Raw genomic sequence first — 14,413 nt, 5'->3', positions numbered from 1 at the left:
CTTCACAGCGCTAGCGCGACGCGGTACCCCTCGGCGACGGCCGCGTCCGCGCGCCGCGGAGACAGCGCATCCCCGATCCGGTGCACCTCGAAGGCACTGCCGGACAGTTCTTTCCACAGCCCGTCGACCGGTCGCTGGTGCACCGCGCACACCACCGCGTCGAACTCCTCCTCGCTGACCACGCCGGTGGGGTGATGCAGGAGGGCCACTCGCACCCCGGTATCCGTGGTGGTCGCGGACACCGGCACCAGGTCGGTGCGCTGCGCGATGGACTTGTCGTGCGCGCGTCGCTGCCACCCCTCCATGTCGAGGGTCAGCCCCAGGTCCTGTCCGACGATCATGGCGTTGGTCGCGACGGTCACCGCGCAGCCCCGGTCGGCGAGGGTCTCCGCGACCGAGGTGCCCTGGTGGAATCCGAGTTCGTCGAACACCAGCACCCGGCCCGACGGCGCCGTGCGCCCTTCGAGCACGTCCCGGACGTCGACCACCCGCTCACAGTCCGCGCCCCAGTCGGGGCGATGCGGCCGCGCACCGGTCGCCACGATCACCACCTCCGGCTCGAGCGCCCGCACGAAGGCCGCGTCGACGGTGACGCCGGTGCGCAACCGGACGCCGAGCCGCGTGCACTCGTGCTCGAGATTGCGTACCAGCACACCGAACTCGGCCCGTCCGGCCGCTGAGGCCGCGACGATCACCTGTCCGCCGGTGTTCTCCGCCCGCTCGTACAGCGTCACCTCGTGACCACGCCGCGCCGCGGTGGCAGCGGCCTGCAGTCCCGCCGGGCCACCACCGACGACGACCACTCGCCGCCCTCGCCTCCGCGGCGCCGGCAGGGGCACCGATTCCCTTCCCGCCTCGGGGTTCTCGACGCACCCGAGCCAGCGGTTCATGCCGACCCGCCCGATGCATTCCTGATTGCAGGACAGGCAGGTCCGGATGTCCTGAGGCTGCCCGGCCGCCGCCTTGGCCGCGAAGTCCGGGTCCGCAATCTGCCCACGCACCACCCCGACCAGGTCGCAGTGCCCCTCGGCGAGCGCGCGGTCCGCCTGCTCGGGGTCGGTGAACCGGCCGACTCCCACCACCGGCAGCGAGATCCGTTGCCGGATGGCGCTCGGGATGAACAGCGAGTACCCCGGCGGCACCGCCATCGACGCCTCGATCAGGTGCAGGGTCGCGGTGGCCATGCCGATCGAGGTGTTGACGTAGTCGACCCGGCCGGTCGCCTCGACCATCGCGGCGACCTCGACCGCCTCGTCCAGGTGGATCCCCCCCTCGATCGACTCCTCCCCCGTCAGGCGAACACCCAGCACCAGGTCGGGTCCGAGTTCGGCACGGACCGCGTCGACCACCTCGAGCAGGAATCGAGCGCGGTTGCCGAGACTTCCGCCGTAGCAGTCGGTTCGCAGGTTCGTCTCCGGCGAGAGGAAGGCCCGGATGATCGAGGACTGGGAGCACTGCAGTTCGACGCCGTCGAACCCGCCGAGCCGACAGTGCCGGGCGACCGTCGCGTAGCCCGCGACCAACTCGGCGATGTCGGCCCGGTCGACGGCGCGCGGCACCTCCCGGAACAACGGATCCGGCACGGGACTCGGTGCCAGCAGCGGCAACTCGGAGTACATCCCCGAGCCCTGACCGCCGTTGTGGTTGAGCTGGGCCAGGATCACCGCTCCGTGCGCATGCACCGCGGTGGTGATCCGGCGGTAGCCCTCGACCACCTCGGGCCGGTAGCCACGAATCACCTTCTCGTACGGCCAGTCCGTCGGATGAACGCAGTGCTCTTCGGTGATGATCAGGCCGGCACCCCCCTCGGCGCGGGCCTCGTAGTAGGCCACGTGCTGATCTGACGGCAGGCCGTCGACGGCGGCGTTCGTCAGGTGCGCGGTGAACACGACCCGGTTCCGGACCGTCCGCGGGCCGATGCGCAGTGGGGTCAGCAGATGTCGGTAGCCGGTCACGGGAGATCCCGCCGCAGCAGCCGCCGCGCCGCCTCGCGGCCCTCTCGGACGGCCTCGAGGACCGTCCGGGGCGCCACGCAGTCGCCGACTCGGACGGCTTCCCGTGACACGCCGGCGAACGAGGTCTCCGGCAGTCGGTGCGAGCAGTCGACCAGGACCGCGGCCGGTACCGTCGCACGCTCACCGGTGTGCACGTGCTCGACTCCGACACCGCCGGTGACGATTCCGGTGACCCGGGTGAGCAGGCGCCGCGCGACACCCGCGCGCGCGAGCCTGGCGTTCGCGTCCGCCAGGTCACCGGTGCGCCCGAGCAGGGAGCCCGCCACCGGGTCGGCAGTCACGAGAGTGACCTCACCTCCGGCGGCGGCCAGCCATTCCGCGACACCGACCGCGATCGGTCCGCCGACCCGGTCGTCCACCACCACCGGACCGGCGGGCACCGGCCGGCCCGCCAGCACGGCGGCCGCGGTGAGGACAGTGACGCCGGAGCGGCCCGGCGGCAGCGTCGGTGCCGCGACCCCGCCCGTGGCGAGGACGACCGCGGTACCGGCGGCGAGGGCGCCCTCGACCTCCACGGCGGTCACCTCACGCCCGGTCTCCACGCGGACGCCGAGCCGACGGCACTGTGCCTCGAGCCAGACTGGCAACGCGGACAACCGTTCCCGGCCCGCGCCGACCGCGGCGCCGGCGAGCGTGCCACCCAACCGCTCACCGCGCTCTGCGAGGGTCACCCTGGCGCCGCCCGCCGCCAAAATCCGAGCCGCCTCGAGGCCGGCCGGCCCGCCGCCGACCACCAGCGCCTCCCGCGGCGCACCCCTCACGGCGGCCACATCCACCACCGGGCGAAGGGAACCTTCATTCGGTCTGACAGGGTGATGGTTCCCATCACCCTGGGTGGGGTGGCCGATGCAGGTCACGATCGGGTTCCTCGGGTCGCGGACGAGGCACGCCTGGTTGCACAACACGCACGGCCGGGGCGCCCGACCGTCCCGGACCGACGCGACGAGATCCGGATCGGCGATCTGCGCCCGGGTCATCTCCACCAGGTCGGCAACCGCCTCGTCGAGTGCATCCCGAGCATCGTCGGCGTCGATCACACTGCCCTGCAACACGATCGGCACCGCGCCGGCTACCGCGTCGCGAATGCCACGGCAGAGTTTCACGTTGAACATCGGCGAGGTGTGCGCGTCCGGACGGTAGGCGCCGGCGGACATCGGCCCGCCGCGCACGACCACCAACAGGTCGAGACCGCCCGCCAACTCGCGCGCGGTCTCCGCCGCGGACTCGGGGGTGATCCCGGCCCACGGGGCCAGTTCGTCGCAGCTGAGCCGAAGCGACAGGATCCGGTCGGCGCCGATCTCGGCGCGCACCGCGGCGATCACCTCCCGCAGCAACCGCGACCGGTCGAGGCCGTAGCCGTCCGCGCGAGTGTTCGTCAGCCCGGACAGGAATTGTCGCAGCAGCGCGGTCGGACCGGCATCGAGTTCCACCCCGTCCACGCCGGCGGCCGCAGCCGACGCGGCGCCGGCGGCGAAACCCGCGATCACCGCGTCGATCTCGGCAGCGCCCATCTCTGCGGGCAGCTCACGGGTCACCACGTCCGCGACCGGTGACGGCCCCCACAGCACCGACTGCGAGTACGCGCTCGAGCCCTGCAGGCCCCGATGGCTCAACCCGGCGAGCACGAGCGTCCCGTGCGGCCGGCACGCGGCAACTATGTCGCGCCAACCGGTTTCGCACTCCGACGCGAGGGGCGCCCGTTCGTACGGCCAGTCGTCCGCACACACCGAGGCGGGCTCGGTGACGACGATCCCGCAGCCGCCCCTCGCTCTGCGGCCGTAGTAGTCGACGTGTCGCCGGGACAACGCGCGACCGTCGCACAGATTCGTCTCGTGAGCGCCGAAGACCACCCTGGACTGGGCAATTCGCCCGGCCAGGGCGGTCTTCGAGGTCAGCGGATCGGGCAGATCTAGACTCCGAGGTCGCGGCGGAAGCCGTCGGGGATGACCAGATCCTTCGGGGACAGGTCGGCGATGCTGGAGTGTCCGAGGCCGAGGACCGCGGAGTCGACGCCGCCGCGCAGGATGTCGAGCACGTTCTCGACACCGGCCTGGCCGTTGGCGGCCAGGCCCCACAGGTAGCCGCGGCCGATCATCACGGCACGGGCGCCGAGTGCGAGGGCCTTGACAACGTCGGAGCCGCGACGGATGCCGCCGTCGAGGAGCACCTCGATGTCGTCGCCGACAGCCTCGGCGATCGCAGGCAGCGCCCGGATCGGGGCCGGGGTGCCGTCGAGGTTGTTACCGCCGTGGTTGGACACCGAGATCGCGGTGCAGCCGGCGTCGATCGCGCGCTTGGCGTCGTCGACCCGCATGACGCCCTTGAGCATGAACGGGCCGTCCCACTGCTCACGCAGCCAGGCGACGTCCTCCCAGGTGGGCAGCGGGGTGCCCATCCACTGCCCGTAGGCACCGAAGAAGGTCGGCGCCGGGCCGCCGCCGGCGGGGGCGAGGTTGGGAGTGGTCAGGTCCGGGATGGCACCTGCCTTCACGAACTGCGACAGCCACTTCGGGTGCAGCAGACCCTGCAGTGCGTTGGCACGCATCGCGGCGAAGTCCATCTTCTCCGGGATCGCCGGGCTGCCCCAGTCGCGGCCCATCGAGAACGACCAGTCGAGCGTCATGATCAGACCGGTCGCGCCGGCCTTCTTGGCCCGCTCCATCCGGTGCAGCAGCTCGTCGCGGGTGCCGACCCAGTACATCTGGAAGAAGGTCTGCGGGTTTGCCGCCGTGACCTCCTCGATCGGCTTGCTGGCGAACGAGCTCAGCCCCATAGCGACACCGCGCGCCGCGGCGGCACGAGCGACGGCGACCTCACCGTCCGGGTGCACGGCCTGCACGCCGGTCGGGGAGATCATGACCGGGAAGGACAGCGGCTGCCCCATCACGGTGGTGGAGAGCTCGCGCTTGTCCGAGAGCCCTGCGACGTGCGGTGCGAACCCGAGTTCGGCGAACGCATCGATGTTGTCGCTGGTGGTCAGGCCCTTCTCCGAGCCCGCCACGAGCGCCATGTACACCGGCTTCGGGAGCCGCTTCTCGGCCCGCCGCTGCGCCTCGGCAACAGTCTCGAACCACGCATTCTTTGCCATCAGTGAATCCTCTATTCCATTCCCGCAAGCGGGTTTTCGTCACAGATCTTGGCCGGGGGCCGAGTGGTCAGCAGGGTCAGCGGAACCGGCGCCTGCGGGATGCGGCGCTCGGCGCGCTTGCCGGTCCGCGAGTGGTCCTGACTGGACTTCGGGACGCTGCGCTCGGCTTCGAGAGCCGATTCCCCGTAGCCCTGCACGCATTCGGGGTCCGGGCCGTCCATCGGCAGTCCGGTGAAGAACTTCGCCGCCATGCAACCGCCGCGGCAGGAGTCGTAATGGTCGCACTTGCTGCACGCGCCGCCGGTCTGCGGGGACCGCAGGTCCGCGAACAACTCGGAGTGCTGCCACACGTGCTGGAAACCGCCGTCCGACACGATGTTCCCGGCCAGGAACTGGTCGTGGATCGCGAACGGGCAGGCGTACACGTCGCCGACCGGATCGATCAGGCACACCACCCGGCCGGCGCCGCACAGGTTCAGCCCGGGCAGTGCGTCGCCGTACGCGGACAGGTGGAAGAAGGAGTCGCCGGTGAGCACGCCGTCACCGTTGGCAACCAGCCAGTTGTAGAGCTCCCGCTGCTGTTCCTGGGTGGGATGCAGCTCGTCCCACACGTCCGCGCCGCGGCCGGACGGGCGCAGCCGGGTGATCCGCAGCGTCGCACCGTACTTGTCGGCGAGCGCCTTGAACTCGTCGAGCTGGGAGACGTTCTGCCGGGTCACGACGACGGAGATCTTCGCGTCCTTGAACCCGGCCTCGGCGAGGTTCTCCAGCGCCCGCACCGCCATCGCGAAGGAACCGGGCCCGCGGACCGCGTCATTGACCTCTGCGGTCGCGCCGTCGATGGAGATCTGCACGTCGACGTAGTCGCTCGCAGCCAGTCGCGCGGCAACCTTCTTGTCGATCTTCACGCCGTTGGTCGAGAACTTGACCCCGACCTGGTGCGCGGTGGCGTAGTCCACGAGCTCCCAGAAGTCCGAGCGCACCGTCGGCTCGCCGCCGCCGATGTTGACATAGAACACCTGCATCTTCTGCAGCTCGTCGATGATCGACTTGCACTGCTCGGTGCTCAGCTCGCGCGGGTCGCGTCGACCGGACGAGGACAGGCAGTGCACGCACGAGAGGTTGCAGGCGTAGGTGAGCTCCCAGGTGAGGCAGATCGGCGCGTCGAGGCCGAGCTCGAACTGGTCGACGAGTCGACCGACCGGGGCCGGAGCGGCCGGGGATGCGACTGTCGGGGGCTCTAGGACTGAGGTCATGGGCTGTGTCCTCTTAGCGGAAGAAGGAGGGGGAACTGACGGTCGGGCGGGGCAGCCTCAGGCTGCGCTCGTCGCCACCACGGACGGCACGATCATCGTGGACTCGGCGAGGGTGGACAGTGCGCGCGCGTACGTCTCGATCTGGGCGTCGGGAATGCCTGCCGCACGGATGGCGGTGCGGGCATCGGGGTGCTCCCCCAGCGACTTGACGATTCCCACGATCGTGACGTTCTTGAGGAACGAGAGCTTCCTGGTGCCGAAGTGGTAGAGCAACGCCCCGAAAGGTTCGGGGCGAAGCGCCACCTGCGGGTGAAGCTTCCACCCGGTATCGAGATCCACGATCAGTACACGCCGCACATGCCGTCGATCGAAACCTCTTCCACGAGCGATTCCTGGACGAGCTCGGTCTCGGCAATGACAGTTTCGCGATGGTCGGACATCGACTTGCCTCCTGTGTCAGGGTTGGTGCCGGCCACGCCGCGATGTGCGCTGTGACCCGCTTCACGACAATAATGGCATCGAGTGCAGAATGAAAGACCGGAGGAGAAATTGGCGCGAAGCGGGAGCAACACACCCCGTCGGATCGGCCGGAGGCCGTCCACGACCCGCGATCGGATCAGCAACATCGCCATCGCGCTGTTCGGCGACCACGGATTCGAGGAGACCAGCGTCGACCAGATCGCCGAAGCCGCGGGGATCGCCAGGCGCACCTTCTTCCGCTACTTCCCGTCCAAGAACGCCGTGCCGTGGGGCGATTTCGATCTCCACCTGGCCAACATGCGCGAGCAACTCGCCGAACTGCCCGCCGACATCCCCCTTGCCGAGGGTCTCGCCGAGGCCCTGCTCGAGTTCAACAGCTTCCCCGCCGACGTCGCGGCCCTCCATCGCCAGCGGATGGAGATCATCCTGAAAGCGCCTGCGCTGCAGGCCTATTCGATGGTGATGTACAACGGCTGGCGGGAGGTGATCGCCGAGTACGTGGCCGCCCGACTCGGCCTGAGTCCGTCCGACCACCTTCCCCGCACGGTCGGTTGGACCGTCCTCGGCGTTGCCCTGTCGGCCTATGAACTGTGGCTCGACGACGAGTCTCTGGAACTGGCGACGCTACTGCGGGCGGGCAGCGACACCCTCTCGCGCGGACTCGCGGCGCTGCCGTCCGACCACCCACCGAATTCCGTTGCCGATCAAGATCTTTCCACCTGCGGGTAGGGCCACATCCAGCCGGAGCATCGGACGCCCCACCGGATGCAATTCTCCCGACCCGATCCCTTCGCGGCCGATACGCCCTAAAATGAGGATGGGAACGGCGCCTGCCGCCCCAACTTTGGGCCATGAAGGACACGATGACGGACAAGTCCGTGATCTTGGGACGACCGGCTGGCCGCAACTCCACCGGCGACTCACGGACGCCCGGCTCCACACACGGCAACCTGTCCGAGCAGGAGATCGTGGAAGCGGCCCTGCGCGTAGTACATGACGACGGGCTCGACAAATTGTCGATGCGACGCCTCTCGCGCGAGCTCGGCGTCTCCGCCATGGCGCCGTACTACTACGTCTCCGACAAGAACGAACTCCTCGACCTGGTCGCGACCGCGGCCCTGGCCGGCGTCACCGCCCCGGATCCCACCCTGGACTGGACGGAGCGGCTGCGCATCCTGATCGACCAGATCGACGAGTGCCTCGCCGCGTACCCCGGGCTCGGCGAGATCCTGCTCGAGCAGATGTTGCGCAAGCAGCGGCGGCTGATCGCGCTGGTGATGGAGATCCTGTTCGACGCGGGTTTCTCCGAGCGCAATGTGCTCGCCGCCTACGCGACGATCCACACCTACCTGTTCGGCCGCAGTGGCATCTCCACGCAGGACCCGACCCTGCCGGACCAGACCGGGCTGCCGGAGGTCGTCGCACGGGCAACCAGTCACCTCGACGAGGTGCACGGCCGCGACATCTACCGCTTCGGCGTCGAAACCCTGCTCGCCGGCCTGCGGGTTCAGCTCGACAGGCAGCTCGCCCAGCGGTAGTGAGCTGGGGTGTCCCGATTATCGGGAATCGAGGGTCGAGTTCTACGATCCAGCTGCTTCCATGGTTACCTGCTACATTTGAAACTAGAACACGTTCCAGATTTGCCACGAACACCGAGAGGATCCATCCCGATGACCACTGTTGACGTGCCGCACAGCTCGAGGTCGGTTGTGCTCACAGTGTCGGGCGTCGTCGAGGAAACCTCGGACGCGCGATCGCTCGTGTTCGACGTCCCCGCCGACCAGCGCAGCAAGTTCGACTACAAGCCCGGACAGTTCCTGACCCTGCGCATCCCGAGCGACCAGACGGGCTCCGTCGCCCGCTGCTACTCGCTGGCGAGCTCCCCGTTCAGCGACGCCGAGCCCAAGGTCACCGTCAAGCGCACCGTCGACGGCTACGGCTCGAACTGGCTCTGCGACAACGTCAAGGTCGGTGACACCATCGAGGTGCTGCCCCCGTCGGGCGTGTTCACCCCCAAGTCGCTCGACCACGACTTCCTGCTCTGGGGCGCGGGCAGCGGCATCACCCCCGTGATGTCGATCCTCAAGTCCGCGCTGAGCGAGGGTTCGGGCAAGGTCGTGCTCGTCTACGCCAACCGCGACGAGAACTCAGTGATCTTCCGCGACGAGCTGCGCAGCCTCGCCGCCCAGTACCCGACCCGGCTGACCGTCCTGCACTGGCTCGAGAGCCTGCAGGGCCTGCCCACCCCGGACCAGTTCGCGACCCTGGCCGCACCGTTCACCGGCTTCGAGTCGTTCATGTGCGGGCCGGGCCCGTTCATGGACACCGTGCACAAGGCCCTCGCCGAGGCCGGCGTCCCGCGCAACCAGGTGCACGCCGAGGTGTTCAACTCACTCGCCGGCGACCCGTTCCTGGATGTCGAGCTCGAGGAGATCACCGCGGAGGAAGCCGCCGACGCGGCGTCCGTCTCGGTCACCCTGGACGGCGAGACCCACGAGATGAGCTGGCCGCGCAAGCAGACGCTCGTCGACATCATGCTGGCCAAGGGCCTGGACGTGCCGTACTCGTGCCAGGAGGGCGAGTGCGGGTCCTGCGCGTGCACCGTGCTCGAAGGCAAGGTCGAGATGGGCAACAGCGAGATCCTCGACCCCGAGGACATCGCGGCCGGCTACATCCTCGGCTGCCAGGCGCGGCCCCTCACCGACAACCTCAAGATCGAGTTCTGACCCGCATCGCCCGGTAGCGGGCGCGGACGCCGGCGTCCAGGTGCTCGGTGGCATAGCCGAGCGCCGTCGCGCCCATCCGTGCGGCGTGCTCGTCGAGAAACCCGAGCAGCAGTCCCCGGTCGACCCGCTTGCCGACTTCACGCAGCATCCAGCCCAGTGCCTTCTGCGTGAGGTCGCGGCGGTCGTCGAGCAGTCGCGGGGCCAGATCGAGGGTCGTACTCGCGTCGCCGCGGCGGATGAACCCGAAAGTCGTCAGCAGTGCCACCCGCCGGCGCCACAGGTCCTCGTCGGCGGCCAGCTCGAAGACGAGCTCTCGTGGCCGGTCGTAGAGCCAGCCGCCCAGGATCCGTTCCGCGGACGAGTCGACCAGGTCCCAGTTGTTCACCCGGCCGCGCCGCACCGCAGCGAGGTAGAAGTCCGCGATACGCCCACGGTCGGCGTCGTCGCGGGTGCGCGCCGCACTCGCACGCTCGAAGCGTCCGCACGCGATCACCAGTCCGGCCAGCCGATGCTCGTGCACCTCGCTGTCGAGCAGTACGTCGACCTCGGCGAGGCCCAGGTCAGCGAACCTTCTTGCAACCTTCCGGATGGCGGGGACACGCACGCCGATGAACACGTCACCCTCGCCGTACTCCCCCGGACCCGTCTTGAAGAAGCGCTGCAACTGCTCGCTGTCCTGCGCGTTCGATTCCTCGTCCAGCGCCCGGATCACCTCTCCCGCCACCTGCATGACCCGACCCTGCCACGGTGGGCCCGACGACGCTGCCCTCGCATCGACCGATGCATTGACCGGGCGGTCAATCAGGTCTATACCGGAGGTATCAGTTCTCTGTGCAAGGAGGCAGGAAATGAAGGCAGAAATGGCGCGGTGGCAGGACTGGGCCGCCGTCGTGATCGGTGTGGTCGTGGCGCTTTCGCCGATCTGGGTCAGCACGAACAGCGCTGCGCGTTGGTCGATGATCGTGCTCGGCGTGCTGGTTGCCGTCGCAGGTCTGGCCAACATGATGTCTCCCGCAACCGAGATGGTCGTGTGGGCGATGGGCGTGCTCGGCGTTCTGATGTTCATCGCGCCGTGGGTCACCGGCTACTCCAGCATGATGGGTGCCTCGTGGACCTCCTGGGTCGGTGGCGCACTCACCCTGCTGACCGCTATGGCCGCGCTCCCCGAGGGGTCGCGGATGCACATCGGGCACGGCGGCGGGCTGGCAGCTCACCACTGATCCGCACACCCACCACCAACGACGACAACCGAGCCGGGCCGACCTCGATCGACCCGGCCGAAGGAGTACGCATGCCGGGTCCGCGCCAGCGCCGGACAGCCAGCGTGGACGGTGACGCGCGGGAACTGATCCTCGACGCCGCCGAAGAACTCATCGCCGCACGGGGTTTCGACGCCACCCCGACCGCCGCCATCGCAACGAAGGCCGGGGTTCCGAAGGGACTGGTCTTCTACTACTTCCCCACCAAGGAGTCGATCCTCACCACCCTGATCGCCGAGCGAATGCCCGCCGAACCGCTCGCCGACGTCGGCGACCTCGTCGTCACCGGCGAGCCGGAGTCGGCGCTGGTGAACCTCGACGCCGCCCTGAACCTGCGCGACCACCACTCCTCGGTCATGCGGGTGATCATCTGGCGTGAAGCCGAGACCCACCCCGCCGTGCGCGAGCACCTCCGACGACTGCGGGCGTACCTGCACAACGCGACAGTCGAGGTCCTGCGCGCGAGTTCCCCGCTGACCGCACCGGCCCGGGTCCTCGACTCCTGCGCCACCGCCTGGGTCGCGGCGATGTTCTCGGCCGCCAGCACCGACCGACTACGGGACCTCGACGAACTTGCCCGAGACCGCGCCGAAGACCTGCGCGGCGTCGCCCGACTCGTCGCGGCGGGACTGACCCAACTCAGCGCTGCCGGGGCCTAACGCGCCTTCGGCGCCTGTGCGCGCGGTTCACCCCGGTTGGGGTGAACCGCGCGCACAGTTGGCGCAGCCAACTCACGGCCGTCCTCGTACGCGCTCGCGCTGGCCGGCAACTGTCCGGGGCGCCCACTGAGCAACACCGAGACCGTGCCGCCACCGAAGCGCCCCGCCCCGAGTCCCTCCATGCGTCGCAAGGTCTGCGCCGCAACAGCTTCCGCACTGTCGAACAAGGTCACTCCCGAGGGCAGGCGCGCGGCGATCTCGTCGGCGACGAGCGGATAGTGCGTGCACCCCAGCACCACCGCATCACAGTCCGCCGGCGTCCGCGCGACCGCGTCGGCGATGGCACGCGACGCCAACTCCGCGTCACCCAGGTCGATCGCGTCGGCGAGGCCGTGACAGGCCACCCCGACCACCTCGGTGCCGTTCGCGAACTGCTCGATCAGGTTCGCCTGGTACGCGCTCGCGGTGGTCGCCGCGGTCGCCCAGATCGCCACCGACCGCGACACCGCCGCCGCCGGCTTGATCGCAGGCACCGTCCCGACCACCGGGATGTCGGCACCGAGACGGACCCGCACATGATCGAGAGCGGTGACGCTGGCGGTATTGCACGGCAGCACGACCACCTCGGCGCCGAGGTCCACCGCGCGCTCAGCCGCCTCGAGCACCCGATCGATCACCCACTGCGCGGGCTTCGGCCCCCACGGCGCACCCTCCGGATCCAGGCACAACAACAGGTCCAGATCGGGACGCAGTCGGCGCAGCCAGGCCGACGTGGGCAGCAACCCGAGGCCGGAGTCGATGAGCGCGACAGTCACCGAACCAACTTATCTCGGGCAGCATCCCCGTCCCGGACTGCCTCTGTCATCGCGGACAGGAACCGCTCCACGGTCTCCAACTCGTCGGCATCGAAGCCGCGGATCGGAGTGACCAGCCGGCCCACCAGCGGACCGAAGTACGACCATCCCAGGTAGCGGGCCTGCTCCTGCACCCGCAACAGCACCCGGCGCCGGTCGGCCGAGTCGGCAGCCCGGATCAGGTGACCCGCCCGCTCCAGCCGATCGATCAGGGCAGTCGTCGCCGCTGATCCCAAACCCAACTGCGCGCCGAGCCAGCCCGGCGTGGCCGCAATCGCGGCCCGGTCGGCGTCCAGCAGCACGATGAGCGCGCGCAGGTCGGTCGCGTGCAGGCCGTTGCGTTCGGCGAAGGCGGCACCGAACTGGTCCATGTCCGCGGCCAGTCGTCGCAGCCGGTGCACGAGCGCCAGCGCGGAGTCCGAGTTCACGAACGCCCCTCTCGATCGACGATTATCTCGATGATCGAGACTATCGTCGGTCGAGCGACCACTCGAAGGCGGGTCGGGCTCAGCGGGACAACAGCGCGCAACCGGCCACCGTCGGGACGCCCAGCCCCACCGCGGCGACCTGCGGATCGCCGACCTGAGCCGAGCCGGCCGACCCGCGCAACTGCTCCACTGCCTCGACGACCAGCTCCAGTCCCACCCGCCGACCTCGCCCCAGCTGCCCGCCGCCGGGGTTGACCGGCAGCGCGCCGTCCCGCGCGATCCGAACACCACCCGCGACGAAGCCCCCCGCCGCGCCGACCTCGCAGAAGCCCAGCGACTCCAACCACGGCAGCACCAGGAAACTGAACTCGTCACCGATGAGGGCGAGGTCGACGTCAGCGGCGCGCAGGTCGCACCCGGCCCACAGCGCGGCCCCCGCCCGGTGCACCGCGCTCACCGCCACCTCCGAAAGTTGCTCGGGCAGTGGACTGCTCGCATACGCGGACCCGACCGCCCCGACCCGGATCGGCCGCGACCGCGGATCGACTGCGGCATCCTCGCCACTGAGCACGACCGCCGCGGCGCCGCCCACCGCGGCCGCGCGGTCGTACACGCACAGCGGATCGGCGAGCATCGGGGCGGCGAGGTACTCGCGCAGCCCGAGCGGCGGTATGGACCCTCCGTTCCGGCTCGCGAGCAGGACAACCTGAGCCAGTTCGGTTCGGGTCAGGCCGAACCGCTCGACATAGGCCCGCGCGGCAAGCGCAGCCGCCACCAGAGGGGAGTCCGCTCCGTACGGCGCATGCCAGCCCTGCCACCCGCCGGCGCGCGAAACCGGGCCGAACGGCTCGGGTGGCCGCAGCCTGGCGGGTGCCGGCTCGGCCGCCTCGACGCACACCAGGTGCCGCACCTGCCCCGACGCGACCGCCATACTCGCCTGCGAAAGCACGGCCAGCACCGCGAATCGATCCGATTCCTCGGTCCGCCAACATAATTCGAGACCGAGCCCGTCGGCGACGGTGGCCGCGGACGCCCCGCAGGCGAACAATCCGTCGACCGCCGACCCGGACACCCCGGCGTCGGAGAGCGCGGCCCGCACCGCCGTCGCCGCGGCCGCCACCGGACCGCCGCCGCCTGTGGGCGCCCGGCCGACGCCCGTGATCGCGACCGCGCTCACGACACCGCCTCGAGTTCGTCCTCGGGCTCCTCGAGTTCCTCGATCTCGGCGATCGGCAGCCAGACCTCGGCGTCGACCTGCACGAACCGGAGACGGACCGGCGCGTCCACTCGCAACTCGTCCGCGGTCGCGCCGACCAGGTTCAGCAGCAGCCGCACGCCCTCCTCGAGGTCGACGACCGCGACCACGTACGGCGCCGCCGGTGCGGGCCGGACCGCCTCGGCGACCCGGGTCCAGCTCAGCAGCACGCCCTTGCCCGTCACCGGCTCGAACCGCAGATCGGTACGCCAGCAGTGTCGGCAACACGGAGTCGGCGGGAACGACCAGCGCAGGCACGAGGCACAACGCTGGACGGACAGCCGGCCGGACGCTCCGGACGTCCAGTGCGCCTCGGTGAGCTCGGTCAGCTCCGGCAGGGCACGCTGCCCGTGGACCATGAATCCACGCTAGTGCCTCACGCTCGGGTGCGGG

General features: G+C 69.9%; 16 protein-coding genes. 5 read left to right on the top strand and 11 right to left on the bottom strand.

Features of this window, described 5'->3' with window-relative positions; genetic code table 11:
- Positions 1 to 2 precede the first annotated feature (2 nt).
- The 6 genes from FK531_RS13210 to mftA are packed head-to-tail and all read right to left on the bottom strand — an operon-like array spanning position 3 to position 6,799.
- Complete coding sequence (locus FK531_RS13210) at positions 3 to 1,955, bottom strand: mycofactocin system FadH/OYE family oxidoreductase 2 (protein ID WP_246098132.1); 1,953 nt, start codon at positions 1,953 to 1,955, stop codon at positions 3 to 5.
- Entirely contained in the window at positions 1,952 to 3,922 is a 1,971-nt protein-coding gene (locus FK531_RS13205; protein WP_142100269.1) for a mycofactocin system FadH/OYE family oxidoreductase 1, read from the bottom strand. The genes FK531_RS13210 and FK531_RS13205 overlap by 4 nt, the downstream gene beginning before the upstream one ends.
- A 2-nt stretch (positions 3,923 to 3,924) precedes the next feature.
- Positions 3,925 to 5,103: a pre-mycofactocin synthase MftD gene (gene mftD, locus FK531_RS13200; protein WP_142100009.1), complete on the bottom strand. Its 1,179-nt coding sequence runs from the start codon at positions 5,101 to 5,103 to the stop codon at positions 3,925 to 3,927.
- An 11-nt stretch (positions 5,104 to 5,114) separates the two neighbouring features.
- Complete coding sequence (gene mftC / locus FK531_RS13195) at positions 5,115 to 6,359, bottom strand: mycofactocin radical SAM maturase (protein ID WP_142100007.1); 1,245 nt, start codon at positions 6,357 to 6,359, stop codon at positions 5,115 to 5,117.
- Positions 6,360 to 6,416: 57 nt separating this feature from the next.
- On the bottom strand, positions 6,417 to 6,716 hold the full coding sequence (gene mftB / locus FK531_RS13190; RefSeq protein ID WP_142100005.1) for a mycofactocin biosynthesis chaperone MftB: 300 nt from the start codon (positions 6,714 to 6,716) through the stop codon (positions 6,417 to 6,419).
- Positions 6,701 to 6,799: a mycofactocin precursor MftA gene (gene mftA, locus FK531_RS13185; protein WP_142100268.1), complete on the bottom strand. Its 99-nt coding sequence runs from the start codon at positions 6,797 to 6,799 to the stop codon at positions 6,701 to 6,703. Before mftA ends, mftB begins: the two co-directional genes overlap by 16 nt.
- A 109-nt stretch (positions 6,800 to 6,908) precedes the next feature.
- Here mftA and mftR point away from each other — a divergent pair, with 109 nt between their 5' ends.
- The 3 genes from mftR (at position 6,909) to FK531_RS13170 (ending at position 9,565) form a co-directional block, all read left to right on the top strand.
- A complete protein-coding gene (gene mftR / locus FK531_RS13180) occupies positions 6,909 to 7,568 on the top strand; it encodes a mycofactocin system transcriptional regulator MftR (RefSeq protein WP_142100003.1) in 660 nt (219 codons plus the stop codon).
- Positions 7,569 to 7,690: 122 nt separating this feature from the next.
- Positions 7,691 to 8,377 (top strand): mycofactocin system transcriptional regulator MftR2, encoded by a 687-nt coding sequence (gene mftR2 / locus FK531_RS13175; protein ID WP_142100001.1) that lies wholly within the window; start codon positions 7,691 to 7,693, stop codon positions 8,375 to 8,377.
- 132 nt (positions 8,378 to 8,509) lie between these two features.
- On the top strand, positions 8,510 to 9,565 hold the full coding sequence (locus FK531_RS13170; protein ID WP_142099999.1) for a ferredoxin--NADP reductase: 1,056 nt from the start codon (positions 8,510 to 8,512) through the stop codon (positions 9,563 to 9,565).
- Here the strand turns inward: FK531_RS13170 and FK531_RS13165 are convergent.
- Positions 9,549 to 10,295 (bottom strand): DNA alkylation repair protein, encoded by a 747-nt coding sequence (locus FK531_RS13165; protein ID WP_142099996.1) that lies wholly within the window; start codon positions 10,293 to 10,295, stop codon positions 9,549 to 9,551. The genes FK531_RS13170 and FK531_RS13165 overlap by 17 nt on opposite strands.
- A 118-nt stretch (positions 10,296 to 10,413) precedes the next feature.
- Between FK531_RS13165 and FK531_RS13160 the strand changes: the two genes are divergently transcribed.
- Both FK531_RS13160 and FK531_RS13155 read left to right on the top strand, forming a co-directional pair.
- Positions 10,414 to 10,785, top strand: a complete 372-nt coding sequence (locus tag FK531_RS13160; protein WP_142099994.1) for an SPW repeat protein — start codon at positions 10,414 to 10,416, stop codon at positions 10,783 to 10,785.
- A gap of 71 nt (positions 10,786 to 10,856) precedes the next feature.
- Positions 10,857 to 11,483: a TetR/AcrR family transcriptional regulator gene (locus FK531_RS13155; RefSeq protein ID WP_142099992.1), complete on the top strand. Its 627-nt coding sequence runs from the start codon at positions 10,857 to 10,859 to the stop codon at positions 11,481 to 11,483.
- Here FK531_RS13155 and FK531_RS13150 read toward each other — a convergent pair.
- The 4 genes from FK531_RS13150 to FK531_RS13135 form a co-directional block, all read right to left on the bottom strand.
- Positions 11,480 to 12,298, bottom strand: a complete 819-nt coding sequence (locus tag FK531_RS13150; protein WP_142099990.1) for a glutamate racemase — start codon at positions 12,296 to 12,298, stop codon at positions 11,480 to 11,482. The two genes, FK531_RS13155 and FK531_RS13150, sit on opposite strands and share 4 nt — an antisense overlap.
- The gene (locus tag FK531_RS13145) at positions 12,295 to 12,765 is read right to left on the bottom strand and encodes a MarR family winged helix-turn-helix transcriptional regulator (RefSeq protein ID WP_354003511.1); all 471 of its coding nucleotides are present in this window, start codon (positions 12,763 to 12,765) and stop codon (positions 12,295 to 12,297) included. Before FK531_RS13145 ends, FK531_RS13150 begins: the two co-directional genes overlap by 4 nt.
- Positions 12,766 to 12,844: 79 nt before the next feature.
- The gene (locus tag FK531_RS13140; protein WP_142099988.1) at positions 12,845 to 13,942 is read right to left on the bottom strand and encodes a thiolase C-terminal domain-containing protein; all 1,098 of its coding nucleotides are present in this window, start codon (positions 13,940 to 13,942) and stop codon (positions 12,845 to 12,847) included.
- Positions 13,939 to 14,379 carry a Zn-ribbon domain-containing OB-fold protein gene (locus FK531_RS13135; protein ID WP_142099986.1) on the bottom strand — a complete coding sequence of 147 codons (441 nt, stop codon included), beginning with the start codon at positions 14,377 to 14,379 and terminating at the stop codon, positions 13,939 to 13,941. Before FK531_RS13135 ends, FK531_RS13140 begins: the two co-directional genes overlap by 4 nt.
- Between the last annotated feature and the right edge of the window lie 34 nt (positions 14,380 to 14,413).

This window comes from Rhodococcus spelaei (assembly GCF_006704125.1).
GTDB lineage: Bacteria > Actinomycetota > Actinomycetes > Mycobacteriales > Mycobacteriaceae > Rhodococcus_G > Rhodococcus_G spelaei.
This window is presented reverse-complemented; position numbering and strand designations above follow the sequence as displayed.